Annotated in this window: 27 protein-coding genes; 18 read left to right on the top strand and 9 right to left on the bottom strand. The window is 70.7% G+C overall.

Features of this window, described 5'->3' with window-relative positions:
• Positions 1–8: 8 nt before the first annotated feature.
• The 6 genes from G4X40_RS05755 (at position 9) to G4X40_RS05730 (ending at position 4,474) form a co-directional block, all read left to right on the top strand.
• Entirely contained in the window at positions 9–494 is a 486-nt protein-coding gene (locus G4X40_RS05755; RefSeq protein WP_408642118.1) for an RNA polymerase sigma factor, read from the top strand.
• Entirely contained in the window at positions 491–1,090 is a 600-nt protein-coding gene (locus G4X40_RS05750; protein WP_277830764.1) for a methylated-DNA--[protein]-cysteine S-methyltransferase, read from the top strand. Before G4X40_RS05755 ends, G4X40_RS05750 begins: the two co-directional genes overlap by 4 nt.
• Positions 1,091–1,354: 264 nt before the next feature.
• Positions 1,355–1,825 (top strand): MarR family winged helix-turn-helix transcriptional regulator, encoded by a 471-nt coding sequence (locus G4X40_RS05745; protein ID WP_277830763.1) that lies wholly within the window; start codon positions 1,355–1,357, stop codon positions 1,823–1,825.
• Between the two features lie 38 nt (positions 1,826–1,863).
• Complete coding sequence (locus G4X40_RS05740) at positions 1,864–3,267, top strand: MFS transporter (RefSeq protein WP_408642142.1); 1,404 nt, start codon at positions 1,864–1,866, stop codon at positions 3,265–3,267.
• 68 nt (positions 3,268–3,335) lie between these two features.
• On the top strand, positions 3,336–4,022 hold the full coding sequence (locus G4X40_RS05735; RefSeq protein ID WP_277830761.1) for a hypothetical protein: 687 nt from the start codon (positions 3,336–3,338) through the stop codon (positions 4,020–4,022).
• Positions 4,022–4,474, top strand: a complete 453-nt coding sequence (locus G4X40_RS05730; RefSeq protein ID WP_277831304.1) for an RDD family protein — start codon at positions 4,022–4,024, stop codon at positions 4,472–4,474. Before G4X40_RS05735 ends, G4X40_RS05730 begins: the two co-directional genes overlap by 1 nt.
• Before the next feature lie 7 nt (positions 4,475–4,481).
• On the opposite strand, the gene G4X40_RS05725 is transcribed toward G4X40_RS05730, so the two are convergent.
• The 4 genes from G4X40_RS05725 to G4X40_RS05710 form a co-directional block, all read right to left on the bottom strand.
• A complete protein-coding gene (locus G4X40_RS05725) occupies positions 4,482–5,027 on the bottom strand; it encodes a hypothetical protein (protein ID WP_277830760.1) in 546 nt (181 codons plus the stop codon).
• 76 nt (positions 5,028–5,103) lie between these two features.
• A complete protein-coding gene (locus G4X40_RS05720; RefSeq protein WP_277830758.1) occupies positions 5,104–5,400 on the bottom strand; it encodes a DUF2470 domain-containing protein in 297 nt (98 codons plus the stop codon).
• Between the two features lie 18 nt (positions 5,401–5,418).
• Positions 5,419–7,926 carry an ABC transporter permease gene (locus G4X40_RS05715; protein WP_277830756.1) on the bottom strand — a complete coding sequence of 836 codons (2,508 nt, stop codon included), beginning with the start codon at positions 7,924–7,926 and terminating at the stop codon, positions 5,419–5,421.
• 2 nt (positions 7,927–7,928) lie between these two features.
• A complete protein-coding gene (locus tag G4X40_RS05710) occupies positions 7,929–8,699 on the bottom strand; it encodes an ABC transporter ATP-binding protein (RefSeq protein ID WP_277830755.1) in 771 nt (256 codons plus the stop codon).
• A 110-nt stretch (positions 8,700–8,809) separates the two neighbouring features.
• Between G4X40_RS05710 and G4X40_RS05705 the strand changes: the two genes are divergently transcribed.
• Both G4X40_RS05705 and G4X40_RS05700 read left to right on the top strand, forming a co-directional pair.
• Entirely contained in the window at positions 8,810–10,060 is a 1,251-nt protein-coding gene (locus G4X40_RS05705; RefSeq protein ID WP_277830754.1) for a sensor histidine kinase, read from the top strand.
• Complete coding sequence (locus G4X40_RS05700) at positions 10,048–10,692, top strand: response regulator (RefSeq protein WP_277830752.1); 645 nt, start codon at positions 10,048–10,050, stop codon at positions 10,690–10,692. The genes G4X40_RS05705 and G4X40_RS05700 overlap by 13 nt, the downstream gene beginning before the upstream one ends.
• Positions 10,693–10,743: 51 nt before the next feature.
• On the opposite strand, the gene G4X40_RS05695 is transcribed toward G4X40_RS05700, so the two are convergent.
• Positions 10,744–11,781, bottom strand: a complete 1,038-nt coding sequence (locus tag G4X40_RS05695) for an Lrp/AsnC family transcriptional regulator (RefSeq protein WP_277830751.1) — start codon at positions 11,779–11,781, stop codon at positions 10,744–10,746.
• Positions 11,782–11,870: 89 nt separating this feature from the next.
• Between G4X40_RS05695 and G4X40_RS05690 the strand changes: the two genes are divergently transcribed.
• The 5 genes from G4X40_RS05690 to G4X40_RS05670 all read left to right on the top strand — a co-directional run bounded on the left by G4X40_RS05690 (position 11,871) and on the right by G4X40_RS05670 (position 17,299).
• Complete coding sequence (locus tag G4X40_RS05690; protein WP_277831303.1) at positions 11,871–13,067, top strand: M20 metallopeptidase family protein; 1,197 nt, start codon at positions 11,871–11,873, stop codon at positions 13,065–13,067.
• A gap of 27 nt (positions 13,068–13,094) precedes the next feature.
• On the top strand, positions 13,095–14,540 hold the full coding sequence (locus G4X40_RS05685) for an MFS transporter (protein WP_277830750.1): 1,446 nt from the start codon (positions 13,095–13,097) through the stop codon (positions 14,538–14,540).
• Positions 14,541–14,869: 329 nt separating this feature from the next.
• Positions 14,870–15,955, top strand: a complete 1,086-nt coding sequence (locus tag G4X40_RS05680) for an S-(hydroxymethyl)mycothiol dehydrogenase (RefSeq protein ID WP_277830749.1) — start codon at positions 14,870–14,872, stop codon at positions 15,953–15,955.
• Positions 15,952–16,581 carry an MBL fold metallo-hydrolase gene (locus tag G4X40_RS05675; protein ID WP_277830747.1) on the top strand — a complete coding sequence of 210 codons (630 nt, stop codon included), beginning with the start codon at positions 15,952–15,954 and terminating at the stop codon, positions 16,579–16,581. The genes G4X40_RS05680 and G4X40_RS05675 overlap by 4 nt, the downstream gene beginning before the upstream one ends.
• A gap of 4 nt (positions 16,582–16,585) precedes the next feature.
• Entirely contained in the window at positions 16,586–17,299 is a 714-nt protein-coding gene (locus tag G4X40_RS05670; protein ID WP_277830745.1) for an MOSC domain-containing protein, read from the top strand.
• Between the two features lie 3 nt (positions 17,300–17,302).
• Here G4X40_RS05670 and G4X40_RS05665 read toward each other — a convergent pair whose 3' ends face one another.
• Positions 17,303–17,872 carry a helix-turn-helix domain-containing protein gene (locus G4X40_RS05665; protein WP_277830743.1) on the bottom strand — a complete coding sequence of 190 codons (570 nt, stop codon included), beginning with the start codon at positions 17,870–17,872 and terminating at the stop codon, positions 17,303–17,305.
• A gap of 66 nt (positions 17,873–17,938) precedes the next feature.
• Between G4X40_RS05665 and G4X40_RS05660 the strand changes: the two genes are divergently transcribed.
• Together G4X40_RS05660 and G4X40_RS05655 are read left to right on the top strand one after the other, a co-directional pair.
• Positions 17,939–18,616: an AzlC family ABC transporter permease gene (locus G4X40_RS05660; RefSeq protein ID WP_277830741.1), complete on the top strand. Its 678-nt coding sequence runs from the start codon at positions 17,939–17,941 to the stop codon at positions 18,614–18,616.
• Complete coding sequence (locus G4X40_RS05655; RefSeq protein ID WP_277830739.1) at positions 18,613–18,927, top strand: AzlD domain-containing protein; 315 nt, start codon at positions 18,613–18,615, stop codon at positions 18,925–18,927. Before G4X40_RS05660 ends, G4X40_RS05655 begins: the two co-directional genes overlap by 4 nt.
• Positions 18,928–18,943: 16 nt before the next feature.
• Here G4X40_RS05655 and G4X40_RS05650 read toward each other — a convergent pair whose 3' ends face one another.
• From G4X40_RS05650 to G4X40_RS05640, 3 genes are read right to left on the bottom strand one after another with little or no spacing between them, the layout of a single operon-like run.
• Entirely contained in the window at positions 18,944–19,780 is an 837-nt protein-coding gene (locus G4X40_RS05650; RefSeq protein WP_277830738.1) for a methyltransferase domain-containing protein, read from the bottom strand.
• 4 nt (positions 19,781–19,784) lie between these two features.
• The gene (locus tag G4X40_RS05645) at positions 19,785–20,324 is read right to left on the bottom strand and encodes a hypothetical protein (RefSeq protein ID WP_277830737.1); all 540 of its coding nucleotides are present in this window, start codon (positions 20,322–20,324) and stop codon (positions 19,785–19,787) included.
• A gap of 39 nt (positions 20,325–20,363) precedes the next feature.
• On the bottom strand, positions 20,364–21,911 hold the full coding sequence (locus tag G4X40_RS05640) for an FAD-binding protein (protein WP_277830736.1): 1,548 nt from the start codon (positions 21,909–21,911) through the stop codon (positions 20,364–20,366).
• 325 nt (positions 21,912–22,236) lie between these two features.
• Between G4X40_RS05640 and G4X40_RS05635 the strand changes: the two genes are divergently transcribed.
• From G4X40_RS05635 to G4X40_RS05625, 3 genes are all read left to right on the top strand, one after another.
• Positions 22,237–23,553, top strand: coding sequence for a lipase family protein (locus tag G4X40_RS05635; RefSeq protein ID WP_277830734.1), 1,317 nt, complete (start codon positions 22,237–22,239; stop codon positions 23,551–23,553).
• A gap of 75 nt (positions 23,554–23,628) precedes the next feature.
• On the top strand, positions 23,629–24,045 hold the full coding sequence (locus G4X40_RS05630) for an antitoxin Xre/MbcA/ParS toxin-binding domain-containing protein (protein WP_277830732.1): 417 nt from the start codon (positions 23,629–23,631) through the stop codon (positions 24,043–24,045).
• Positions 24,046–24,603, top strand: coding sequence for an RES family NAD+ phosphorylase (locus G4X40_RS05625; protein WP_277830730.1), 558 nt, complete (start codon positions 24,046–24,048; stop codon positions 24,601–24,603).
• Positions 24,604–24,815: the final 212 nt, after the last annotated feature.

The raw sequence follows: 24,815 nt of genomic DNA, 5'->3' as shown, positions 1-24,815 counted from the left end.
TGGGTGTGATGCCGACACCGTTCGAAGTGATCGTCGCCCGGCACGGGCCGACCGTGCTGCGGGTGTGCCGGGCCGTGCTCGGACCGGTCGACGCCGACGACGCCTGGTCGGAGACCTTTCTCGCGGCGCTGCGCGCCTATCCGGACCTGCGGCCCGACAGCAACGTCGAGGCGTGGCTGGTGACGATCGCGCACCGCAAGGCGCTCGACCAGGTGCGCGCGACCGCCCGGCGGCCGGTGCCGACCGACGAGGTGCCCGACCGGCGCGCGCACGATGGCGCGGCCGTGGACGGCGATCTGTCTGCCGAGTTGTTCGAGGCGCTCGGCGCGCTGCCGCTGCGCCAGCGCCAGTGTGTCGCGTACCACCACGTCGCCGGTCTGCCGTATGCCGAGGTCGCCGAGATCGTCGGTGGCACCGCGGCCGCGGCCAGACGCGCCGCCGCGGACGGCATCGCCGGCCTGCGCAAGACCTTTCCGCAAGGAGGAACGCGATGACCATCGACAAGCAACTGCTCGACGCCCTGGACGGCCCGGCGCAGGATGCCCGGCGACTGCACGACCGCCTGGTGACGGAGGCCGGCGACCGAGACCTGCTCGACGTCGCCTACCGCACCGTCGACAGCCCCGTCGGCCGATTGCTCCTCGCGGCGACCCCACGGGGGTTGGTGCGTGTGGCGTTTGCGCTCGAGGACCACGACGCGGTGTTGTCGCGGCTCGCCGCGGACGTCAGCCCCCGGGTGCTGGAGGCGCCGGGCCGGCTGGACGGGGCGGCGCGCGAACTCGACGAGTACTTCGCGGGGCGGCGCACGGTCTTCGACCTCGACCTGGATCTGCAACTGACGCACGGCTTCCGGCGCGAGGTGGTCGCCCGGCTGCCACAGATCGCCTACGGATCGACCGCCACCTACTCGGCGGTGGCTCAACTGGTGGGCCGGCCGAAGGCGGTGCGCGCGGTGGGGTCGGCGTGCGCGAACAATCCGCTGCCGCTGGTGGTTCCGTGTCACCGCGTGGTCCGCACCGACGGGTCCATCGGGCACTATCTGGGCGGGAGCGAGGTCAAGCGGGAGCTGTTGCGAATGGAGGCGGCGTGAGCACGGGCCGGGGTGACGTGTCGTCCGCCGACCACAGTTGGAACTCTCCCCACAGTTGGAACTGTCCCCACAGTTGGAACTGTCCCCACAGTTGGAACTGTCCCCACAGTTGGAACTCTGCCCAAGTTCCCAACTGTGCGCAGTCTTGGAACTTCGGGTTCGTCGCAACATCCCCTCCCGGGCCGCCATTGCGTCCTGTCGTAAGATAGACAGCAAGCCTGGCTAAATAAATGCCCCGCCGGGTGTGCGACGAGAGGCGGATCGATGACGGCGCAGCCGACGGACCCCGGGCACGTCGGCGATGCAGGCCCGGACGTGACGGCCTTCCGCGACGACGTCGCGGCGCTCTATCGGCGGTTGCGGAGCAAGCGCGCCGACCACAAGCTCACCCCGACCCAACTGCAGGCGCTCGGGCATCTCGATCGCGAGGGCTCGATGACCGCGCGCGAACTCGCGCGCTTCGAGCAGGTGACTCCGCAGTCGATCGCCCGCACGCTCGCGATCCTCGAAGCCGACGACATGGTCACCCGGGTGCCCGACCCGGCCGACGCGCGCGCGAGCGTGGTGTCGCTGACCGGGCACGGCAGGCGGACCCTGGCCGAGGACCGTGCCCGCCGCTCGCTGTGGCTGGCGGACCTGCTGGCCCGTGACTGCACCGACGCCGAGCGGCAACTGCTGTTCGAGGCCGGCCGGATCATGCGCCGACTCGCCGCCGAACCGGGCCGGCCGGCGTGACGACAACCGCACAGGGTCGACGACCCGACCACCGGCCGATTCCTCGGTCGATCTCGCTCGGCCTCGGCTCCGGCACGATGCTGCAGGCGCTGAACTCGTCGATGATCGCCGTTGCGATCGTCGGCATCGCGGCGTACTTCGGTTCCGCGCAGGGCAGTTCATGGGTCATCTCCGCGCTCTACATCGCCACCGCCGTCACCGCCCCGACGGCCGGCCGGCTCGGCGTGCTGCTCGGCCCGCGCCGCGTGTACCTGGCCGGCTTGCTGATGATCGGTGTCGGCGCGGTGGTCGGTGCGTTGGCGCCCACCCTCGGCTGGCTGATCTTCGCGCGGGTGCTGCTCGGCATCGGCACCGCCAGCCAGTATCCGAACGCGATGACGATCATCCGCAACATCGCCGAACACACCGGCGCGCAGACTCGTTCGGCGATCGCGGTGCTCACCGTGTGCGCGCAGTCGATGGTGGCGTTGGGACCGACGATCGGCGGCTTGCTGGTCGGGCTGTTCGGCTGGCAGTCGATCATGTGGGTCAACCTGCCGATGGTGGTGCTGACCTTCGTCTGGGTGTGGCGGCGGGTGCCGGCCGACCCGCCGACGGCGCGGGACACCGTCGGAGCGCGCGAGTTCCTGCGCTCGCTCGACCCGATGGGCACCGCGCTGTTCCTCGGGCTCGTCGCCTCGACGATGTTCCTGCTGCTGTCGCTGACCGGGCATCCGCTGTGGTGGCTCGTGCCGGTGGTCGCCGTACTGACGGCGTCGTTCGTCGGCTGGGAGGCCCGCACCCCGACCCCGTTCATCGACGTGCGCACGGTCGCCCGCAACCGTGCGCTGAGCATGACGCTCGGACGGACGTTGATGACCTACACGGCGTTCTACTGCGTATTCTTCGGCCTGCCGCAGTGGCTGCAGGAGTCCCGCGGCTTCTCCGCGACGGTCGCCGGACTGCTCATGCTGCCGGTCGCACTGGTCGGTATCGGCTCGACCATGACCGCCTCACGCACCTTCGCCGTGCACGGGCCGCGCCGCACGCTGCTGGTCGGCACCGTCGGACTGGTCGTCGGCGGACTGCTGCTGACGCTCGTCGAGAACGGCGCGAGCCCAGTGTGGGTGCTGCTGCTGGTCGCGTGCGTGCTGGGAATCCCCAACGGCTTCAACAACATGGGCAACCAGAACCTGATCAACTCGGTGACCTCACCGGGCGAGGTCGGCACCGCGATCGGCATCTACCGCACCATTCAGTACATCGGCGCCAACCTGGCTGCGGTGGTCATCGAACTGACCCTGCGCCGGCCGATGGACGACGCCGGTCTGCACCGGACGGGTCTGGTCATCGCGATCATCGGCGGGCTGCTGCTGGCCGGGGTGCTCTGCTCACGCACCCTTCGGCAGTGGCGGCAACCGGTGGACCTCGGCGAGGCCGTGGCGGTGGATTCTCGCGGCTGAGCAGCGCCGCGGAGAGCGTCGGTGTCATGCTGTGGGCATCGATGGATCGCGCGAGAAGGGCCGGGCCGATGAGTGAGGGCGAACGCCCCGGTGTGGGCTCGGTACTGCTCGGCGCGGCCGTCTCCGCCGCGGCGGGATCGCTTCGGATGGCCGAGGCGGCTCTCGGTGCGGTTCCTCGGGTACCGGTGATCGGCCCGAGGCTCGGCGAACTCGTCGCAGAGTCCGCGGAGCGGGGCCGGCGCAGTCTCGAACTCGCGGCGGTGCTGTCGCGGTCGGTACTGCGGGTGGTGATCCGCGAGATCCTCGCGGCGGCCCTGGCCGAGGCGAATGTCACCGAGATCGTGCGCGACCACGTGGACCTCGATGCGATCGCCGAGCAGATCGATGTCGACGCGGTGGTGGCGCGCGTCGACCTGCCGGCCATCGTGCGCCGACTGGACCTGGACGCGATCGTGGAGGGCGTCGACATCGAGCGGATCCTGAACCGGGTCGATGTCGACGGGGTGGCCGCGCGGATCGACCTGGAGCGGATCCTCGAGCGACTGGACATGATCGCGCTGGCCGACGAGATCATCCAGGGCGTCGACCTGCCGCAGATCATCCGGGATTCGACCGGTTCGCTGACCACCGAGGCGGTGCGCGGCGTGCGCAGCCAGGGCATGCAGGCGGACGATGCGGTGGCCGGGTTCTTCGGCCGGTTGCTCGGCCGCGATGCGCCGGCCGAGATCGAACCTCCGACGGAGCCGGGACGTTGATCGCCCGGGAACCGCGGCCCGCGGGCATCGTCACGCGCGGCCTGTGCGCGGTCGTCGACCTCTGCGTGGTGCTGGCCTTCCTCGGCGCCATCTATCTGGGGTTGATGTTGGTCCGACTCCTGTACTCGCCCACGGGGTTTCGTCTGCCGGCACCCGAGGTCTGGTTGTCGGCCGGCGCGACCGTGGTCGTGTCGATCCTGTACCTGACCGTGTGCTGGGCGACGACCGGCCGGACCATCGGCGCGGTGGCGATGGGACTGCGCGTGATCACGACCTCGCACCGACTCGTCCGTTGGCCGCAGGCCGCACTGCGCGCGGCCGCGTGCGTGCTGTTCGCGGTCGGATTACTGTGGGCCGCAGTCGATCCGCACCGAAGATCGCTGCAGGACATCGTGCTGCGCACCGCAGTGGTCTACGACTGGCGCGAGGACGCCGAGCTCGTCGAGGGGTGATCGGGTGCTACAGCTCCGGCCCGGCGGCGCGCAGGTGCTCGACCTCGTTCATCGCCTCCCGTAGCTTGGCCAGCCATTCCTCGGAGTGCTGGCCGACCAGCCGGACCGACCACGCCAGCGCATCCGAACGGGACCGTGCCACCCCGGCGTCGACGAGCGTGTCGAGCACCCGGCGCTCGGGCTGGCGTAGCCGAGTCATCACCGGAACCGCGATGTGCGTGAACAGGATTCGCTCCTCCCCGGCGCGCACACCCCAGGAGACGGTGCGGCCGTAGCGCTCCTGCGCCTCGTCGGCGATCTGCATCCGGCGGGTCCGTGTGTCCTCACGGAACCGCGCCGCCTGGCCCTCCTCGGCCGCCTTCGAGCCGCCGGTGGTGGCGGGCAGTGGGCCGACCACCAGAATCTCCTCGCGATCGACGGTGATCTCCGCGGCGCCGGTGAACCAGTCGTCGGGCAGGCGTCCCGCGAACCACTCGGCGGCGTCGCTCGCGTCGGGCACGCGCGCCTGCTGCCATCCGCCGGGGCGGCCGAACCCTCGTTGGGCGTTCCTCATGGCAATCACTTCCTTACGTGATTACTTGATTACACGCTTACCGACACGGTGCGGCAAGAGGCGTTCGCTCTGGGCGTCAGTGCCCGGAAGGCTCGATGCCCAGCCTCTCGTATGCGGCGGTGCACAGGGCGACCACCTCGACCCGGATCGACGGCCGGTCGGTGACCTGACCGATCCACGGGACCCGCACGGTCTTCAAGACGCCGTCGACGGTGGCGGTCCACTCGCCGGCCTCGGTGTCGAGGCCCGTCATGCGGGCATCGGTGGCGGCCGGTTCCGCGAACGCGCGGACGATGTGCAGGTTGTCGCCGGTGTGGTCGTCGTTCATGTGCCTGGTCACAGCGGCCACGACGGCGGGATCGAAGGAAGTCATGGCGGTCAGCCTAATTTCCTACTCGCGGGTGCCGATAGCGGCGACGGGATCGGCGCGCATCGCGGTCCGGGTGGGGATCGCGATGGCGAGCAGGCCCAGCACCACCGTTCCGGCGACGATCAGCCCGTACACCGGGAGCGACACCGCCGGGATCGGACGCCCCGACACCGCGACCGCGACCCCCGCGAGCGGCGGCAGCGCGATCACCGTGCCGAGCACCGCCGCGACCGACACGACGATCACCGATTCCGTGCGCATCATCGCCCGAACCTGCCGGGCGCTCGCGCCGACGAGTCGCAGCAGCGCGAACTCGCGTCCGCGTTCGGCGGTGGCCAGCACGAGGGTGTTCACGACGGCCACCGCGAGATAACCGAGCAGTACGACGAGCGCCACCAGGTTCACGCCCGACTGCTTGCGCCGCTGGTCCTGGCCGGCGGCGGCGAACTCGGCCCGATCGGCGACGGTGACGCCACCGAGCCCGGTGATGGCGGCACGCGCCTCGTCGACGCGTCCGGGTTGCGCGGACACCAGCAGGGTGCCGCTCAGGGCGGACGTGGTGTGCGCGAGCACCTGCGCCACCGGGAGGGTCACGTCGCCGAAGCCGAGGCCGCGCCCGTACGTCGCGATCACCTCGGGGGTGACGAGGGCGCCGTACCCGAGCCGAAGTGGGACGGTGCCGCCGACGTGCGCGCCCATCGCGAATGCGGCGTCGGTGGACAGGGCGACGGTACCGACCCGCAGCCGGCTCAGGTCGCCGTCGCGGACGTCGAGGTCGAGGGTGGAGGCCACCGACGCCGGGTCGACGCCCTGGACCGGGTAGGAGTCGGTGTGCGGCGATTCCCCGCCGGTGGTGAACAGGGCGGTGCTCCGTGCGATCGGATCCGTCTCGCGGACAGCAGGTTCCGCGGCGATGGTCTCGATCAGGGACGGGGACAGCCCGGCCGGGGCGGTGACCACCAGGTCGGCGGTGATGCCGCTGCGGGACTGGTCGTCGGCAGCGGCGGCGACGGTGTCCTGCGTGAACAGTTGGACGGCGCCGATCGCGATCGCCAACGCCAGCGGGGTGATCGCGGACGCCAGCCGGCGCGACCGGGTGCCCGCGTTCGCGGCGGCGAGGACGAACGCCGGGGACGCACTGCGTCGCAGCGGGCCGCCGAACCAGCGGACCGCACCGCCGACGAGGACCGGGCCCAGCAGCGCCGCCGCGACGATCAACAGCATCGCCGACGCACCGGCACCGGCGATCGCCGCCGGACCAGGCAGCACCATCGGCAGCAGCGACGTCGCGATACCGCCGGCGCCGAACACGACCCCGGTGACGAGACGACCCCAGCCGACACCGGCCGGTTCGACCGCGGATTCGCGCAGCGCCTCGGTGGGGTCGAGCCGGGCCGGACGCCGGGCCGCGACCGCGCCCGCGAGCCGGGCCGTCACGAGCGCGAGGACGACGCCGACGACGGCGGGGACAGGGCTCAGCGCGAGTGCGAAGTCCGACGGCAGCACCCCCGCGTCGACGAACCGGCGGTGCAGGACGCCGGCGAGCGCGTAGCCGGGTGCGATACCCAGCAGCGCGGCGGCGCCCGCGACGAGCAGCACCTCGGTGCCGACCAGTCGGTGGACCTGACCGGGAGTCGCGCCCGTCGCCCGCAGCAGCGCGAACTCGCGGCGCCGCTGCTGGATCGACAGCGACAGGGTGCTCGATACCACGAACATCGCGATGAGGATCGCCACTCCCGCGAACGCCGCACACAGTGCCATCAGCTCGCTGCGGGCGGCACCGGCGTCGAGGTACTCGACGTCCCCGCGGGCGTCACCGGTGTAGGTGCGCACGTCGAGGCCCGGCAGTGCGTCCCGCACGCGGGTGGCGAGCGAGGACGCGTCGACGCCGTCCGCCGCGAGCAGCCCGACTGCGGCGACCCGGCCGCGGTGCGGCCACAGACTGCCGGCCCGGGCATCGGACAGGAAGACCGTCGCCGGCCGGTCGGAGGGTTCGGCTTCCGGCGCCGACACGACACCGACGACCGTGTATTCGTCGGCGATACCGCCGTGGCGCAGGGTGATCCGGTCACCGAGCGCTCTGCCGCCGGTCACCGCGATCTCGTTCGGTCCGGACGGCGCACGCCCCTCGGTCAGCGTGTACGGCGCAAGGCCCGTCGACGACCACGGATGCGCGTCGAGCACGGCCCCGTCGTCGGTCGACAGGGGCACCGTGAGGTCGGCGATCGCGGCCCGCACGCCCGGTACCCGCGACAACTCGTCGACAGCCGAGGCGGGGAGCAGCGCGCGTTCGGTGAACGGCTGGTCGACGTCCTCGCGCACGTCGAGGGCCTGGGGGGCCCCGACCACCACGTCGGCGCCCGCATAGCGGTGCGGGGTGACGCCGCCGCGGATGCCGGACTCGAACAGCACGGCGAGTGCGCACGTGAGGGCCGTGGCGCAGAGCACCGCGACGAACACCGCGGCGAAGCTGCCCCGGCGCTGCCCGACGTTCGCGCGGGCCAGTTGGCGAAGACGGGAACGGTGCATGCTCACCACTCTCCGAGATGGGTCATGTGGTCGGCGACGGCGGCGGCACTGGGTGCGTCCATCCGTCCGACGAGACGGCCGTCGGCGAGGAACAGGACCCGGTCGGCATGCGCGGCGGCGACGGGATCGTGGGTGACCATGACGATCGTCTGGCCGAGTTCGACGGTGGTGCGGCGCAACAGGTCCAGCACCTGGCGTCCGGTGCGCGAGTCGAGCGCGCCGGTCGGCTCGTCGGCGAACACCGCGTGCGGTCGGGTGATCAGGGCACGGGCGATCGCGACCCGCTGCTGCTGGCCACCGGACATCTCGGCGGGACGCCGATGGTGCTTGTCGGCGAGCCCTACCGCGTCCAGCACGTGGTCCAGGTGAGCACGGTCGGCGCGGCGGCCGGCGAGCAGCAGCGGCAGCGTCACGTTCTGTTCGACGGTGAGCGCGGCCATGAGGTTGTACGCCTGGAACACGAACCCGATGTGGTCGCGCCGGAAGATCGTGCGGGCCTTGGGCTTCAGGGCACTGATCTCGGTCTCGCCCAGCCACACCGAGCCGCGGGTGGGCCGGTCGAGTCCGGCGGCGCAGTGCAGGAAGGTGCTCTTGCCCGACCCCGACGGGCCCATGATAGCGGTGAAACTACCGGGGGCGAGGGACAGACTGACGGTGTCGAGCGCGGTGACCTGTGTGCGTCCGGAACCGTACGTCTTGCTCACGTCGGCGAGGCGGACCGCCGACTGCGGCGGACTCTGGACCGGGGGTGGGGGAGAAGTGAAGGACCTCATGGGTGACCACGCTAGGAATCATCGCCGCCCCGGAACATCCCGTGCGGTACCGGATCGATGGTGTAGTCAGCTGTACCGACACGCGGCTTCGGGTGCGGCATGCTGGAGCGATGGTGCTCGGAGATCGGCTCGCGACGCGGTGGCGTGCCCTGCGCTTTCTCGCGGTCGAGGCGGTGGCCGCCGTCGTGTCGCTCTGCATGCTGACGGCCGGTCTGGTGGTGGCCGCGCTGCTCGTCCTGATCGTGGGCTGGCTGGCCGTGCCACGGTACCTGCGGGTGCTGCGCTGGTGGGCCGGACGGGCCCGCCTCCGCGCCGGTCGTTTCACCGGAAGACCTGTTCCGGAAAGGTATCCGCCGATCCCCGACGACCCGGGCTTTGCCGACGTGTTCCGGCTGCTCGCGGCCCCGGCCACCCGACGCGACGCGTCATGGGTGGCGATCCACGGGGTTGCTGCGCTCGTCATCGGAGTGATCGCAATCGGGTTGCCCCTCGGGATGATCAACTCGTTCGCGATCCCGTTCTACTGGCGGGCGCTGCCGCCGGACGAGCCGGTGAGCAACATCTACCCGGTCACCTCGTGGTGGGGTGCGGCGGGGATGCCGCTGGTGGGGGTCGGGTTCGCGATACTGGCGTGGTGGGGGATCCCGGCCCTCGCCCGTGGTATCGCCGGGCTGGCCGGCACGCTGCTCGCGCCGGGCCGGGAAACCGAGCTGTCCGAACGGGTCTCGGCTCTGACGGTGAGCCGCGCCGCGGCCCTGGACGCGCACGCCGCGGAGTTGCGCCGTATCGAGCGGGACCTGCACGACGGCGCCCAGAATCGTCTCGTGGCCGTCGTGATGATGCTCGGTCTGGCGGAGCGGTCGCTGCGGGTGGCGCCGGATCAGGCGCTGCCGCAACTATTGCGGGCGCAGGACGCCGCGGCGGAGGCGCTGTCCGAGCTGCGCACCCTGGTGCACGACATCTACCCTCCCGTGCTCGACGAACTAGGTCTCGGCGGGGCCGTCTCCGCGCTCGCCGGCCGCAGCAGCGTGCCGTGCGTCCTCGACGTCGACGGACTGCGCCGGGCGCCGGCCGCGGTGGAGGCGGCCGCCTACTTCGTCGTCGCGGAAGCCCTCACCAACGTGGCGAAACACAGTGGTGCCGAACAGGTACGGGTCACACTCTCGACATGTGACGACGACCGGGGCGGCACGCTCGTGATCGACGTCCGCGACGACGGGGTGGGCGGTGCCATCGCATCGTCGGGCAGCGGACTATCCGGGATCGGGCGCCGCGTGGCGGCGTTCGAGGGGAAGATGACGCTGGACAGCCCGCTCGGCGGGCCGACGAGACTCGAGGTGGAGCTGCCGTGCGGATTCTGATCGCGGAGGACGACGCGCTGCTGCGCGAGGGGCTCGCCCTGCTGCTCGGCAGTGTCGGCATCGAGGTGACCGCCGCCGTCGACGACGCGGAGAAGTTCCTCGACGCCTTCGAGGCCGACCCGCCGGACGGCGCGGTACTCGACGTGCGGATGCCGCCGACGTTCACCAGCGAGGGTCTGAAAGCGGCGATCGAGGCGCGCCGGCGTCGCCCCGGATTCCCGGTGCTGGTGCTGTCGGCGTACGTCGAGGACCGGTACGCGGGCGACCTGCTCTCCGACGGCGCGGGCGGCGTCGGCTACCTGCTCAAGGAACGGGTCGGCAAGGTGGAGGAGTTCGTCGACGCCCTGCGCCGCGTGGTCGCCGGGGGCACCGTGATGGATCCCGAGGTGATCTCGCAGCTGATGAGCCGGCGCCGCGCCGACGATCCGATCCGCAGCCTGACTCCGCGCGAATCGGAGGTCCTCGGGCTCATGGCGGAGGGGCTCGGCAACGCCGACATCGCCCGCAAACTCGTCGTGAGCGACACCGCGGTGAGCAAGCACATCGGCAACATCTTCGCCAAGCTCGGACTGTCGGCGTCCGACAGCGGGCACCGCCGCGTGCTCGCGGTCCTCGCGCATCTGCGGTCCTGACCAGCGATCAACGACCGCTGCCGCCGGCTCCACTGCCGGTACGGCTCCACCTCATGCGCTGTCGGACCAGATGTCGAGTGGCACCACGCCCACGGCCCGTCCGTCCGGTCCGAGCAGCCTGCCCATCCGCTTGACCGTGGAGAGCGTGACCGTGCGGTCGATGATCCGCATCGCCGGCACGCGGTCGGCCAGCACCTGTTCGAGTCGTTCGGTGTCCTCCAGCGACCGTAGCCACGCGGTCAGCAGGAAGTTGCTGGCTCCGCCGGTGAGCCCCAGACACACCCGGGTTTCGGCCAGCCCGGCCAACGCCTGCGCGACCTTCGGTGCCTGATCGCCGGGCGCCTGCGCCCACAGGGTGAGCGAGACCGGCCAGCCGGACAGCGGTTGGGCCATGTCGCAACGGAATTCGAGCGACCGGTGCTCGATCATCGAGCCCAGTCGCCGACGGACGGTGCTGGCGCTGGTGCCGATCGCGTCGGCGATCTCGGTCAGCGACGTGCGCGCATCGACCGACAGCACCTGGACCAACTCGCGTTCGACCGGAGTCAGCGCCCGGGTGATCTGCCGGCCCGACGTCGCGGGTACGGACTTGCCGAGGCGGGCCCGCTGCCCGGGGGTCAGTGCCCGCAGGCGCCAGTCGCCGCCTATCACGTGCGGCCGGGTGACCAGATGCGTCCGCGTGGCACGGACGCCGTCGAGTGCACCCAGCGCGGTGGTGACCAGACGGGACAGTGCCCCCAGCGTAGGCACGGTCACCGTCAGCAGCAGGTCCCTGCCGCCGCTGACGTGCTCGACGGTGAGCACCGGCGGCCATGCCGCGACGGCCTGCGCGGTCGCGTGGACCTGTCCGGCCGCGCAGTCGACCTCGACAAATGCCGCCACCTGCGGGCCGCCGGGATGGGCGACGACCCAGGCGACGCCGCCTGCCACCAGCCGGGACCAGCGTCGCGCCGCCGTCGCGGGGTCGATGCCGAGCGCCGCCCCGATCGTCGACCACGGCGCTCGGGGATCGAACTGCAATGCATTGATCAGGGCGATGTCGACCTCGTCGAGAACGTCGGCAGATTCCTGCACGGGATGGTCATTCATGAATGATTCCTGCGATCGACACGGCGTCAAGAGCGATGCAGGTCACCATAGCGGCTCTGCTGAACACACCCAAAGGGGCTGCCATGACCATGTCGATCCTCGATGACGTCCGTGAGTTGCAGGGCGATCTGGTGCAGCTGCGACGGTCGCTGCACACCGAGCCGGAACTCGGCCTGCACCTGCCGCGCACACAGGAGAAGGTGCTGACGGCGCTCGACGGGCTGCCACTGGAGACCACGCTCGGCGCCTCGCTGAGTTCGGTCACCGCGGTGCTGCGCGGGGGGATGCCCGGGCCGACCGTGCTGCTGCGCGCGGACATGGATGCGCTGCCGCTGACCGAGCAGACCCGGCTCGACTACCGGTCGACCAACCCGGACGCGATGCACGCCTGCGGGCACGACCTGCACACCGCGATGCTCGTAGGTGCGGCTCAAGCGCTTGCGGCGCACCGTGATCGACTGTCCGGGGACGTCGTGTTCATGTTCCAGCCGGGCGAGGAGGGCCACGACGGGGCCGGCCTGATGATCCGTGAGGGTGTGCTGGAGGCCTCGGGCAACCGCCCCGTCGCCGCCTACGGTCTGCACGTCAGTGCGTCGATGCAGGCGCAGGGCAGTTTCGCCACGCGCAGCGGTCCGGTACTGGCCGCGTCGCACGCGGTGCGCGTGATCGTGCACGGACGCGGCGGCCACGGGTCGATGCCGCACCGCGCCCAGGACCCTGTTCCGGCGGCGTGCGAGATGGTCACTGCCCTACAGACGTTCGTCACCCGCACCTTCGACCCGTTCGATCCGGTGGTGCTCACGGTAGGCCGGTTCGTGGCGGGCACCGCAAACAATGTCATCCCGGACACCGCGGAGTTCGGCGTCACGATCCGCAGCTTCTCCCGCGACAACCAGCGGCTCGTCAAAGAGGGGTTCCTCCGGACCTGCACGGGCATCGCGCAGGCGCACGGCCTCGAGGTCGAGATCGAATATGCCGACCAGTATCCGGTCACCGTGAACGACGCCGGCGAGGCGGAGTTCGTCGCCGAGGTCGTTGCGGACCTGCACGGCGAGCACCGCTTCACATGGTCACCCCAGCCCGCGACCGGTTCCGAGGACTTCTCCCGTGTGCTCGACGAGATCCCCGGCGCCTTCACGTTTCTCGGCGCCTGCCCCGCCGGCGTCGACGCCGCAACGGCGGCACCGAACCATTCCGCGCGTGCCGAATTCGACGACGCCGTGCTCGCGGACGGCGCAGCGATCCTCGGCGAACTGACGCTGCGTCGCCTCGCCCGGACCGCCTGACCTCACCACCGACACCAGGAGTTCATCGTGTCCACCCGTACCGCTCGATCGGTCACGCACGCCGACCGCACCGCCGTCGGCGTCGGTATTGTCGCGTTGCTCGGCCCGCTGATGCTGATCGAACTCTTCAGCGGAATCTTCCAGGTCTACTTCGCACCGCTCTATCCCGCACTGGCACACAAGTTCAGCGTCGACATCGCAACCCTGTCCTGGGCGCTGATCGTGTTCACGCTGTCGGGCGCGCTCTCGACACCGGTGTTCGCCAAGCTCGGTGACGTGTACGGCCACCGGCGGATCCTCAAGGTCGAGCTCGGCCTGGTCACTCTCGGCACCGTGCTGATCGCGGTGGCACCCACTTTCCCGCTGCTCCTGGCGGGCCGGTTCCTGCAGGGCATGTTCGCGGCATTCCTGCCGCTGATGTTCGGAATCGTGCGATCGCGTACCGACGTCGGTACGACGACACGAGCCGTTGCGTACCTGTCGGCGGTGCTGCTGTTCGGCACGCTCCTCGGGTCGATCGCGTCGACCCTGCTGCTACGTGCCTCCTCGGGCATGACCTGGCTGCTCTGGTTGCCGGTGGCCGGACTCGCGGTCGGGCTGGCCTCGCTGTGGCTCGGCCCGGGTGAACCCGCGAACGCGGGCGCGTCCGCGAACATCGATCTGCCAGGACTGCTCCTGCTCGGCGTCGGGCTCGCGTCGCTGCTGCTGGGATTGAGTCAGGGCCCGAAATGGGGTTGGGGCTCTGCGCGCATCCTCGTCGCCCTCGCTGCGGGTGTTGTCGCGCTGGCGGTCTGGGTCGTCGTCGAGCTGAACGTTGCCGAACCCCTTGCCGATCTGCGGTTCCTGTTCCGCCGCAACGTCGTCCCCGTCTATGTCGTCGGTGTGGGGGTCTACTTCGGTAGCATCGGCGGGCAGGTGTCCAGCGCAACGTTCATGGCACTTCCAGGTCACCGGCTCGGCTACGGGCTGGGGTTGAGCGCGTCGGAGATCAGCACGATGTTCATCCCGATCCTCGTCGTCGCATCGCTGGCGGCGGTGCTGACGGGGCGGCTGGGTCGCGTGCTCGGGTTCTCCTGGGTCATGGTCCTGGGCGGCCTGTGCGCGGCCCTCGGCACGGGCGGTCTGATCTTCTTCCACCACTCGGTCCCCACGTATCTGGCGTTCGCCGTTGTCGGCGGCGCGGGGATGGGGTTCATCGAGGGCTCGACACGCGCAGTCATCGTCGGCGCGTTGCGTCGGGGCGAGGTGGCGATGGGGCAGAGCATCTATGAACTCGCCACCGTCATCGGTGGTGCGTTGGGCGGTGCGGTACTCGGCGCGATCCTGTCGGCGCACCTGGTGCACGGCGCGATCCCGAGTGAGCGAGGTTTCGAGATCGTGTGGTCGACCACCGCCGCCCTCGCCGTGGTGGCGACGATCGCCGCGCTGGTCCATGCGCTCCGCGGCGGGGACAAGGGTGCGCCTGCGCGCTGAGTGGACGCGGTGTGCCGGACGGGCTCCGCTACTGCCGTGGACCCGGCCTGTCGCCGACCGCGGACAGGGGGTGCCGCCCATGCCGCGATGTATGCGGGTGCCGGGTTCGCAGCGACAGCCCCACGACCAGGTACACCGGGGTCAGGACGGCGAGAGTGCCCGCTGCGGTCTGCAGAATGACATCCATATCCACCTCGAGTCGTCGGACGACAGTGGCTTGGCCGCTGCCGACTGTACTGGCGCGGGGGAATGCCGGTGGGCGGCTTCCGCGGAATCGCCGACGGTGGAAACATGTCCGGCAAACGTGATCAACCGACGAATGAGGGGCAATGTCGCAACGAGTCCAGGGTGTCATCGCGCGGAGCAAGGGCGCGCCGGTCGAGGTCGTCGAGATCGTGGTCCCCGATCCGGGTCCGGGCGAGGTCGTCGTCCGGGTGCAGGCCTGCGGGGTCTGCCACACCGACCTGACCTACCGTGACGGCGGGATCAACGACGAGTACCCGTTCCTGCTCGGACACGAGGCCTCGGGCGTGGTCGAGACCGTCGGTGAGGGCGTCACCCGCGTCGAGGTCGGCGACTTCGTGATCCTGAACTGGCGCGCGGTCTGCGGACAGTGCCGGGCCTGCCGTCGTGGCCGGCCGCAGTACTGCTTCGACACGTTCAACGCCGAGCAGAAGATGACGCTGACCGACGGCACCGAGCTCACCCCGGCGCTGGGCATCGGCGCGTTCGCGGAAAAGACGCTCGTCCACCAGGGTCAGTGCACGAAGGTCGATCCCGAGGCCGACCCGGCCGTGGCGGGTCTGCTCGGCTGCGGCGTGATGGCGGGCATGGGCGCGGCGATGAACACCGGCGGCGTCACCCGCGGCGACTCGGTGGCGGTCATCGGCTGCGGCGGGGTCGGCGACGCGGCGATCGCGGGCGCCCGGCTGGCAGGTGCGTCGCCGATCATCGCGATCGACCGGGACGCGAAGAAGCTTCAGTGGGCCCGCGAACTCGGGGCCACCCACACCATCGACGCGACCGAGTTCGACGTCGTCGAGGCAGTGCAGGACCTCACCGGCGGATTCGGTGCCGACGTGGTGATCGACGCGGTCGGCCGGCCCGAGACCTGGGAGCAGGCGTTCTACGCGCGCGACCTCGCCGGCACCGTGGTGCTCGTCGGGGTGCCGACCCCCGAGATGCGCCTCGAGATGCCGCTGGTCGACTTCTTCTCGCGCGGCGGTGCGCTCAAGTCCTCCTGGTACGGCGACTGCCTGCCCGAGCGTGACTTCCCGATGCTGATCGACCTGTACCGGCAGGGTCGGCTGCCGTTGGACAAGTTCGTCTCCGAGCGCATCGGGCTCGGCGACGTCGAGCAGGCCTTCGCGACCATGCATGCCGGCGAGGTGCTGCGCTCGGTGGTCATGCTGTGACGACCCTGCGGGTGGATCGGGTGGTCACGTCCGGGCAGTTCTGCCTCGACGGCGGGTGCTGGGACGTCGACAACAACATCTGGCTGATCGGCGACGACGAGGAGGTGCTGATCGTCGACGCCGCGCATCAGGCCGAGCCGATCCTCGACGCCGTCGCGGGCCGCAAGGTCGTCGCGATCGTGTGCACGCACGCGCACAACGACCACGTCACCGTTGCTCCCGAACTGGCCGAGGTGACCGGCGCCCCGATCTTCCTGCACCCGGACGACGACGTGCTGTGGCAGCAGACCAACCCAGGTGTCGGCTACACCGCACTGTGGGACGGTCAGCGGATCGGGGTCGGCGGCGCAGAGGTCCAAGTCCTGCACACGCCCGGCCACTCGCCCGGATCCTGCTGTCTGTACGTGCCCGCGCTCGGCCGGTTGTGCAGCGGCGACACGCTTTTCGCGGGCGGCCCCGGCGCGACCGGACGGTCGTACTCGGACTTCCCGACGATCATCGCGTCGATCCGGGATCGGCTGCTGACGCTGCCTGCCGAGACGGTCGTGCTCACCGGCCACGGCGACAGCACCGAGACCGGCGCGGAGGCCCCGCACCTGCAGGAGTGGATAGACCGGGGACACTAGAGGGGTGAGTTCTTCGTCCGCCGAGGTCCTGCTGGTGCGCACCGGGGTGGCCGCCACGCTCGACCGTACGAGCGTCGGCGGCCGCGGCACGGTCGCGTCGGCATTGGTGAAGACGCCCCGCCTCGGAGCGGTTTCGGTGGGCGAGCTGGGTTTTCAGGGCGATGTCCAGGCCGACCTGGAGGTGCACGGAGGCCCCGCCAAGGCGGTTTTGGTCTACTCGGACGAGCACTACGACGACTGGGTCGCGGAGCTGGGACGGGACCTGCGCGGCACCGGGCTGGGCGAGAACCTGCGCATCCGCGGGCTGACCGAGCGGGACGTCTGCCCCGGCGACCGGATCGCGGTGGGCAGCGCGCTGTTCCGGGTCAGTGCGCCCCGCCGGCCCTGCTACAAGCTCGCGCTCGCGCACGGGATCCGCGACCTGTCGGCGCGGGTGCAGCGCAGCGGGCGCACCGGTTTCTACCTGGCCGTGGACCGGCCCGGCGAGGTGTGCGCCGGCGACCGGCTCGCCATCATCGAGCATGCGCCGCACGGGATCTCGGCCTTCGAGGTCAATCGGGTGATCAACCTGGACAAGCGGGACGTCGACGGCGCCCGACGGGTGCTCACCGCCGCCGCGGACCTGCCCCCGCGCTGGGTGGCGAAGCTGCGGCGACGGGTCGACGGTGCGGTGGAGTCGGACGACTCGGACACCGCAAGGCTGTACGGAACCGACTGACCGTCAAGAGTTCTCGGACACCAGGACCGCGGTCGTGTCGGGCTCGAGCGCCTCGAACACATGCGGCAGGTCGCCGGGATAGGCCAGGTAGTCGCCGGGGCCGAGTTCGATCGGTTCGTCGGCGAGGCCGACGCGGGCACGGCCCTGCGTGATCACCACGTGCTCGATGATCCCGGGCATGTGCGGGTCGGACTCGCGCGGCGACCCGGGCTCGGCACGTACCAGGTAGATGTCGCGGCGGGCGTGCGGTGGGCAGGTGGACAACAGCGTGATCGCGTAGTCGGCCTGCTCGGCGGCCAGCGTCGCGCCCTCGCCGGCGCGGATCAGCTGGACCCGGGGACGCGGCGGGTCCACCAGCTGCGAGAACGGCACCTTCAGCGCGATCCCGAGTGACCACAGTGTCTCGATACTGGGGTTACCCGTCCCGGACTCCAGCTGGGACAGAGTCGATTTCGCGATGCCGGCGCGTCGTGCGACCTCCGCCAACGACAGCCCGGCCCGCTTACGCTCCCGCTGCAGCGCGGCGGCGATCGCGGCCAGGGGAGGGTGCTGCGGTGGGTGATCTCCGCCCATTCGTTCGCTCCATCGGTCTATTGTTCGGTTTGACGAACCCCGTCCTTGGTGTTCATCATAATGTCCATGCGGACGATATGGCGAACGTTGGATCGGGCGAGCGCCCGTGACATCGCGCTGCTCTGCGCCGCCGACACGCTGGTCGCGGTCTCGTTCGGCGCCATCGCCACGGGGGCGGGACTGCCGCTGTGGCTGCCCATGGCGTTGTCACTGCTGGTCTTCGCGGGCGCCTCGCAGTTCGTCTTCATCGGGTTGCTCGCCGCCGGCGCCGGGCCGGTCGGCGCGGTGGTCGCCGGCCTGCTCGTCAACGCGCGGCACTTGCCGTTCGGCTTCGCGGTCGCCGACTCCGTCCGGGGGCGCCTCGGCCGGACGCTGGTCGGCAGTCACCTGGTCCTCGACGAGACTGTCGCCTTCACGATGACGCAGGACGATCCGCACCGGCGCCGCATCGTGTACTGGGCATGCGGGACAGCGCTCTTCGTGACCTGGAACCTGGGCGTGCTGCTCGGGTTACTCGGCGGCGGACTGCTCACCGACACGGCCGCGTTCGGCCTGGACGCCGCGCTCCCTGCCGTGCTGCTGGCGCTGGTCATTCCGGAACTGCGTAAGGAACGGGCGACATGGCGCGCAGCGGTCGCGGGAGCCGCCATCGCGTTGGCCGTCACCCCGTTCGTGCCCGCCGGTCTGCCCGCGTTGTTCGCGCTCGGTGGTCTTGTGATGCTCCTGCCGGGGCGGTGGCGGTGACCGCCGTGGGCCCTGGCGTGGCGCTCGGCGTGCTCGTGCTGGCCCTGGGGACCTATGGCTTCCGGGTGTCCGGGCCGCTGTTGTCGACACGGATCACACTGTCGCCCAAGGCCTCCAGGATCATGGCGGTGGCGGCTGTGGTGATGCTGACCGCGCTGGCGGTCAACTCGGCGCTGCTCGACGGCCGGGCGGTGGCGGACTGGTCGCGCCCTGCGGGTGTCGCGGTCGGTGCCGTGCTGGCCTGGCGGCGGGCGCCGCTGGTGCTGGTCGTGCTCGCGGCGGCCGGCACCGCGGCGCTGCTGCGACTCTGAAGATCGCTGCGACTTCTCAGGCGCGGCAGAGCAACTGGCCGTGCGGGATCGCCAGCCAGCCGTCCTCGGCGGTGGCCCACGCCCGCCAGGCCGCGGCGATCGCCTCCAGCTCGGCGCGGTCGGCCCACCCGGCGTCGAGGAGCTGGTCGGTCAGCGCCGACTGCAGGATCCGGTCCGCCCACATCCCGCCCCACCAGGCCCGCTCGTCGGGTGTGGCGAAGCACCAGACGTCGGCGCTCGGGACGATGTCGGTGAAGCCGGCCTCCCGCGCCCACGACAACATCCGCCGCCCGGCGTCGGGCTCGCCGCCGTTCGCGCGGGCGGCCCGCTGGTACAGCTCCATCCAGCGGTCCAGTGCCGGGAACTGCGGGAACCAGACGAAGCCGGTGTAGTCGGAGTCGCGGGCGGCCACGAACCCGCCCGGCTTGCACACCCGGCGCATCTCCTGCAGCGCGTGCACGGGATCGGCGACGTGCTGGAGCACCTGGTGCGCGTGCACCACGTCGAACGTGTCGTCGGGGAAGCCGAGCGCGTGCACGTCGGCGACCACGAAGTCGATGTTGGTGCTGCCGCGCTCGGCGGCCTCGGTGCGGGCCAGTTCCAGCGCGGTGTCGGTCACCTCGACGGCGGTGACCCGGCCCGGCGTGACCAGCGCGGCGAGGTCGGAGGTGATGGTGCCCGGCCCGCACCCGACGTCGAGCACCGACACCCCGGCGCCCAGGTACGGCAGCAGGTAACCGGCCGAGTTCTCCGCGGTGCGCTGCCGATGCGAGCGCAGCACCGATTCGTGGTGCCCGTGGGTGTAGACGGCGGTGTGGTCCTGTGTGCGGTGACCACTGTCCGGCTGGTTCATCGGTTCACCCTTCCCGGACCGCGGCGGGAACCCGGATCCCGTCCAGTCCCAACGAATCTCGGGTAGCACTCACCAGATCGCGCTTGTGTTCGCGGTAGCGGAGCCGAAACTGCTCCTGGTCCGGCACGCCGTCGATCGTCGCGGCGGTGAGAAATCCGAAGTACGCGGTGGCGGCGTCGAGGACCCGGCCGGGGGCGACCAGGCGCAACTCGTTCACGGTGCGGTCCAGCTCGAGGATCGACTCGGCCAGCGCCCGCAGTGCCGCGTCGTCGGACCGGACCGCGTCCTCGAGGTCGGCCTCGGCCAGCACGTCCGGGTCGACCTCGACGATGGCGTTGTGGGCACGGTCGGCGGCGCCGAGGAACTGAACGCACACCGCGCGCAGTTCCGGCCGCCACCAGGAGGCCGTCTCGGCGACCGGCACGACCGGCTTGCGGCGCCACCGGACACCCGCGACGCCGAGCAGCACCCCGATGAAGACAGCAACCGGGACCGCCCACCATGGGACGGTCCCGGTGCTCAGAAAGTCCGTCAACGTGCCCACCAGCCAATGCTAGGACCGTCGGCGGGCACGAGTCGGCATCTAGACGTTCTTGCCTGCCATGTCCATCACGGCGAGGTGGCTGAACAGCACGGACGTGCCGATCGGGTTGCCGCCACCGGGGTAGACGTAGCCGCTGGGCGCGGCCATCGTGTTGCCGGCGGCGTAGAGGCCGGGGATGACCTTGCCGTTCTTGTTCAGCACACGGGCGCGGGTGTCAGTGCGCAGTCCGCCCTTGGTGCCCAGGTCGGAGATGCCGAACGCGGCGGCGTGGAACGGCCCCTGCTCGATGGTGACCAGCGGCGGCTCGCCGTTGGAGAAGGCGCGGTCGTAGGCCTCGTCACCGCGGCCGAAGTCGCTGTCGACGCCGGTCGGGACCATCTCGTTGAACCGCGCCACGGTGGCGACGAGATTGTCGGCCGGGATGCCGAGCTTCTCGGCGAGCTCCTCGAGGGTGTCGGCGGTGTGCCACAGCCCGGCGGCGACGTACTTCTCGGTCTCGACCATGGAGACGTTGCTCGCCTTGCACGGCGGCACCTCGCCCTCCTTGTCGTCGTAGATCATCCAGTACGGCAGCGTGACCGTGCCCTCTTCCATCTGGCGGATCACGTCGCGGCCCAGACGGTCGTACGGCGCGGACTCGTTGACGAAGCGCTTGCCGTCCTGGTTGACGAAGATGCCGCCGGTGAACCACAGGGCGAAGGCCGAGCGGCCGTCCGGGTGGGTCATGCCCGGCGACCACCAGGCCTGGTCCATCAGGTCGATGTCGGCGCCGGCGGCGATGCCGGCGTCGAGCGCCTTGCCGACGTTGCCCCACGGACCCATGGTGTCGCGGGCCTCGCCGGGCACGCCGTACTTCTGACGCAACTCGTCGTTCTGCTCGAAGCCGCCGGCCGCGAGCACGACACCCTTGCGGGCGTGGATGCGGACCTGCTGCCCGTCGCGTTCGACGACACCGCCGATGACCTCGCCGTCCTCGACGATCAGGTCGACGAGCGGGGTGTTCAGTTGCAGCGTGGCGTTCGGGTACTGCGCGATGGCCTTGAGGAAGCGGGCGATCAGCGCGCGGCCGCCGATGAAGTAGTCGTCGGGCTGCGGGGTGCCGAGCCGGTCGTTGTCCAGCGGTCCGCGCACGACCTCACGCAGCTCGGGCGCCTTGGAGACCTTCAGCGGGCTCGGCATGATGTGGCGCTGGCCGTCGTTGCGGGCCTTCGGCGCCTTGCCGAAGTAGTCCGGCCACGGCAGCATCTCGAACTTGAGGTTCTCGTCCTGCTCGAGGTACTCGATCAGCGGGGCGCCGCCGCGGACGTAGGTGTCCTGCAGGTCGCGCGGGGTGCGGTCGCCGACGACGGCGTGGTAGTACTCGAGCGCGTCCTCGATGGTGTCGTCGGTGCCGGCGCGCTTGAGCGCGGGGTTGGCGGGGAACCAGACGCCGCCGCCGCCGGAGTAGGCGGTGGTGCCGCCGAACTTGTCGGTCGCCTCGACCAGGAGGACGTCCAGACCCTCGCGGGCCGCGGTGTAGGCGCCGGTGACGCCGCCTCCGCCCGAGCCCACGACCAGAACGTCCACCTCTTCGTTGAAGTCCGCCACCTGCAACTGCCTCTCTTCGGACGCGGTGTCCGGACGGGCGCCGCGTCGTGTCTGACACAAACGATCGGTCGAGGGTAGGTCACGCCGGTTCGGCGCAGCCGGGAGGTCTCCCGGCCACCGGGACGCTCACGTGGCCCGTCCGCTGTGGCGGACTGCTCGTTCCACGCAGCCGAAAGTAGCTGGTGACGCCGCGTCGCACGCGGTCAACCGGCGAATTCACTGTAATTGATTCCAGTCGACCGAGGATCCCTTGCCGGTCGAGTTACCGGTGAGTAAGTTTCAATTCGGCGTGACGTCGGTCACGCGGAACGGGGAGGTTGTGGGAGTGACAAGAACACCGATGCTCAGGCGTGGGGCGAGTGCACTCGCGGCGATCTCGATGGCGGCGGCCGTCCTCACGGCGTTCGCGCCGGCCGCCGCCGCGGCCCCGGACTCGTTCTACGACTACGGCGGCAGTGCTCCGCTGTCCTCCCTTGCGCCCGGCACCGTGCTGCAATCGCGGACGCTGTCGTACCACGTCGTCGGGCTGCCGACCCCTGTCGCCGCCGTGCAGTTGCTCTACCGCACGACCGACGCCGAAGGGCGCCCGGTCGTGAACGTCACCTCGGTGCTCAAGCCCCCGGGCGGCGTCGATCCGTCGAAAGCGATTGCCTACCAGTCGTTCTATGACTCGTTGAATCCGGCGGACAGTCCCTCGCGCGCGATCGCCGGGGACGTGACGTTCGGCGGGCTGATCAACGGTGCCGAGGGACCGTTCCTGGCCCCGATGCTCGCGCAGGGATACACCGTCATCGTCGCCGACACCGAGGGGCAGAAGGCAGACTTCGCGGCCGGGCCCGAGTACGGGATGAACACCCTCGACTCCATCCGGGCGGCCACGCGGGCACCGGCGGTCGGCCTGAACTCGCACACCCGGGTGGGCATGTTCGGGTACTCCGGCGGCGCCATCGCCACCAACTGGGCCGCCGCGCTCGCGCCGAGTTATGCGCCGGACGTCGACCGCAACCTCGTCGGCGCCGCCGAGGGTGGGGTACTGGTCAACCCGGCGCACAACCTGACCTACGTCAGCGGCAGCCTCGGCTGGTCGGGCGTTGCGGCGATGGCGATCACCGGCGTCGCCCGGTCCTACGGCATCGACTTCGCGCCGTACCTGAACGACTACGGCAAGACCGTCATCGGGAAGATGCAGAACGCCTCGATCGGCAACGTGCTGTACCAGTACCCGGGCCTGACCTGGCAGCAGATGGTCAAGCCGCAGTACGGCGATCCCGCCAGCGTCAAGCCCTTCATGGATTCGGTGGCCAAGGTCGACCTGGGGCTCGCGCCGACGCCGACCGTGCCGATGTTCATCGGCCAGGGCGCCAACGGCGTGCTCGAGGGCACCCCGGGCGACAAACCCGGCGTCGGGCCCGGTGACGGAGTCATGATCGCCGGCGACGTCCGCGAACTCGCCCGCCAGTACTGCGCCACCGGCAACGCGCACGTTCAGTACACCCAGTACAACCTGCTCAGCCACACCTTGGCGATGCCGGTCTGGGCCGCGGCCGCTTACGGGTGGCTGAACGACCGCTTCGCTGACCGTCCGGCTCCGACGAGCTGCGGCCAGATCGCGCCGGGCAACTCGCTCGCGCCGCGGCCCTGACGGAGCCGTCTTGACCATCGCCGCGCCCCACCTTCCGCACTAACGCCCAACTCTGATGTTGGGTAGTATGCCGGTATGGCGAATGCGACGAAGAAGTCCACGGCGGCGGGGGCGCGTCACGCGGCCCGTCCGGGGCGGTCCGGCCGGCGGGCGGCCGCGGATGATCCGTTGTCGTCGACCCGGGTGCGGTACCTCGCCGACGAGTTCGGCGGTGCGGCGCTGGCCGCGATCGTCGGGGTCAACAAGTCGCAGCCGACGCGGTGGATCAAGGGTGACGAGCGCCCCGGGCCCGGCGCGGCACCGTTGCTGATCGACCTCGAACACGTGCTGGCCCGCGCCCGGCTGGTGTGGGGGGAGACCGCGGCGCGCACGTGGCTCGAGAGCGCGAACAGTCACCTCGACGGCGGCCGGCCCATCGACGTGCTGAAACTGTCCGGGCCGGCGCCCGTGCTCGAGGCCCTCGACGCGCAGGCGTGGGGCGGGGCGGCCTGAGTGCTGGTCTACCGCGTCTTCCCGTATCTTCCCGAGGCCGCCCCCGGCGAGCCGGGCCATCCGCTTTACGAGCATGGTCCGCAGCGTGGTGGCCGGATCGATCACCCGGACTATTACGTCTGGTATCTGTCGCGGCTGGCCGAGGCTGCCTGCGGGGAAACGTTTGGCAACCTCGCCCGGTGGGAGGAGGCGATGTTCGAGTTCCCGATGCTCCCCGGCGCCCGCCGGGCGCTCGGGGTCTTCGAGCTCCCCGACGACCTGCGGATCCTCGATGTCGACGACCCGGCCCAGCTCGTGCGGCTCGGCCTCCGCCCCACGCAGATCGTGACCCGCAACCTTGCGGTCACCGGCGCATGGGGACACCGCATCTGGTCCGAAACCGACCCACACGCCCCCGGCCGCAGCTGGCAGGCGGTGTCGTGGTGGTCGTATCACCGCCCGCAGTGGTCGGTGCTGGCCAGCTGGTCCCGGCCGGAGATGATCCGAGTCGAGCCGCTCAGTCTGGACCACCCCGCCGTCATCGACTCCGCGAAGGCGCTCTACCGCACCATGACATGAACACCCGCCCGCAGGCGAGGTCGGCGACCGGCGACTGCGGCAGCCCGGTCCGATAACCGACGGTATGACATCGAGGCTGGTCACCGGCGTCAGCGTCACCGCTGCGGGCCAGTCAACTGTCGACCTTCCTGTTCCGATTCGGCGGAAGGAGATGTCATGAGCATGAGATGGTTTTCCTGTGAGCGTGGGCAGACAACGTTGTCGGATATGCC

It is taken from the genome of Speluncibacter jeojiensis, assembly GCF_029589495.1.
In the GTDB taxonomy this organism is placed as follows: Bacteria; Actinomycetota; Actinomycetes; order Mycobacteriales; family Mycobacteriaceae; genus Speluncibacter; species Speluncibacter jeojiensis.
This window is presented reverse-complemented; position numbering and strand designations above follow the sequence as displayed.

Excerpts from the sequence above, each read along its gene's own strand:
- G4X40_RS05755 (WP_408642118.1), top strand. The coding sequence starts at position 9 with ATGCCGACACCGTTCGAAGTGATCGTCGCCCGGCACGGGCCGACCGTG.
- G4X40_RS05750 (WP_277830764.1), top strand. The coding sequence starts at position 491 with ATGACCATCGACAAGCAACTGCTCGACGCCCTGGACGGCCCGGCGCAG.
- G4X40_RS05745 (WP_277830763.1), top strand. The coding sequence starts at position 1,355 with ATGACGGCGCAGCCGACGGACCCCGGGCACGTCGGCGATGCAGGCCCG.
- G4X40_RS05735 (WP_277830761.1), top strand. The coding sequence starts at position 3,336 with ATGAGTGAGGGCGAACGCCCCGGTGTGGGCTCGGTACTGCTCGGCGCG.
- G4X40_RS05725 (WP_277830760.1), bottom strand. The coding sequence starts at position 5,027 with ATGAGGAACGCCCAACGAGGGTTCGGCCGCCCCGGCGGATGGCAGCAG.
- G4X40_RS05720 (WP_277830758.1), bottom strand. The coding sequence starts at position 5,400 with ATGACTTCCTTCGATCCCGCCGTCGTGGCCGCTGTGACCAGGCACATG.
- G4X40_RS05715 (WP_277830756.1), bottom strand. The coding sequence starts at position 7,926 with ATGCACCGTTCCCGTCTTCGCCAACTGGCCCGCGCGAACGTCGGGCAG.
- G4X40_RS05710 (WP_277830755.1), bottom strand. The coding sequence starts at position 8,699 with ATGAGGTCCTTCACTTCTCCCCCACCCCCGGTCCAGAGTCCGCCGCAG.
- G4X40_RS05705 (WP_277830754.1), top strand. The coding sequence starts at position 8,810 with ATGGTGCTCGGAGATCGGCTCGCGACGCGGTGGCGTGCCCTGCGCTTT.
- G4X40_RS05695 (WP_277830751.1), bottom strand. The coding sequence starts at position 11,781 with ATGAATGACCATCCCGTGCAGGAATCTGCCGACGTTCTCGACGAGGTC.
- G4X40_RS05690 (WP_277831303.1), top strand. The coding sequence starts at position 11,871 with ATGTCGATCCTCGATGACGTCCGTGAGTTGCAGGGCGATCTGGTGCAG.
- G4X40_RS05680 (WP_277830749.1), top strand. The coding sequence starts at position 14,870 with ATGTCGCAACGAGTCCAGGGTGTCATCGCGCGGAGCAAGGGCGCGCCG.
- G4X40_RS05665 (WP_277830743.1), bottom strand. The coding sequence starts at position 17,872 with ATGGGCGGAGATCACCCACCGCAGCACCCTCCCCTGGCCGCGATCGCC.
- G4X40_RS05660 (WP_277830741.1), top strand. The coding sequence starts at position 17,939 with ATGCGGACGATATGGCGAACGTTGGATCGGGCGAGCGCCCGTGACATC.
- G4X40_RS05650 (WP_277830738.1), bottom strand. The coding sequence starts at position 19,780 with ATGAACCAGCCGGACAGTGGTCACCGCACACAGGACCACACCGCCGTC.
- G4X40_RS05630 (WP_277830732.1), top strand. The coding sequence starts at position 23,629 with ATGGCGAATGCGACGAAGAAGTCCACGGCGGCGGGGGCGCGTCACGCG.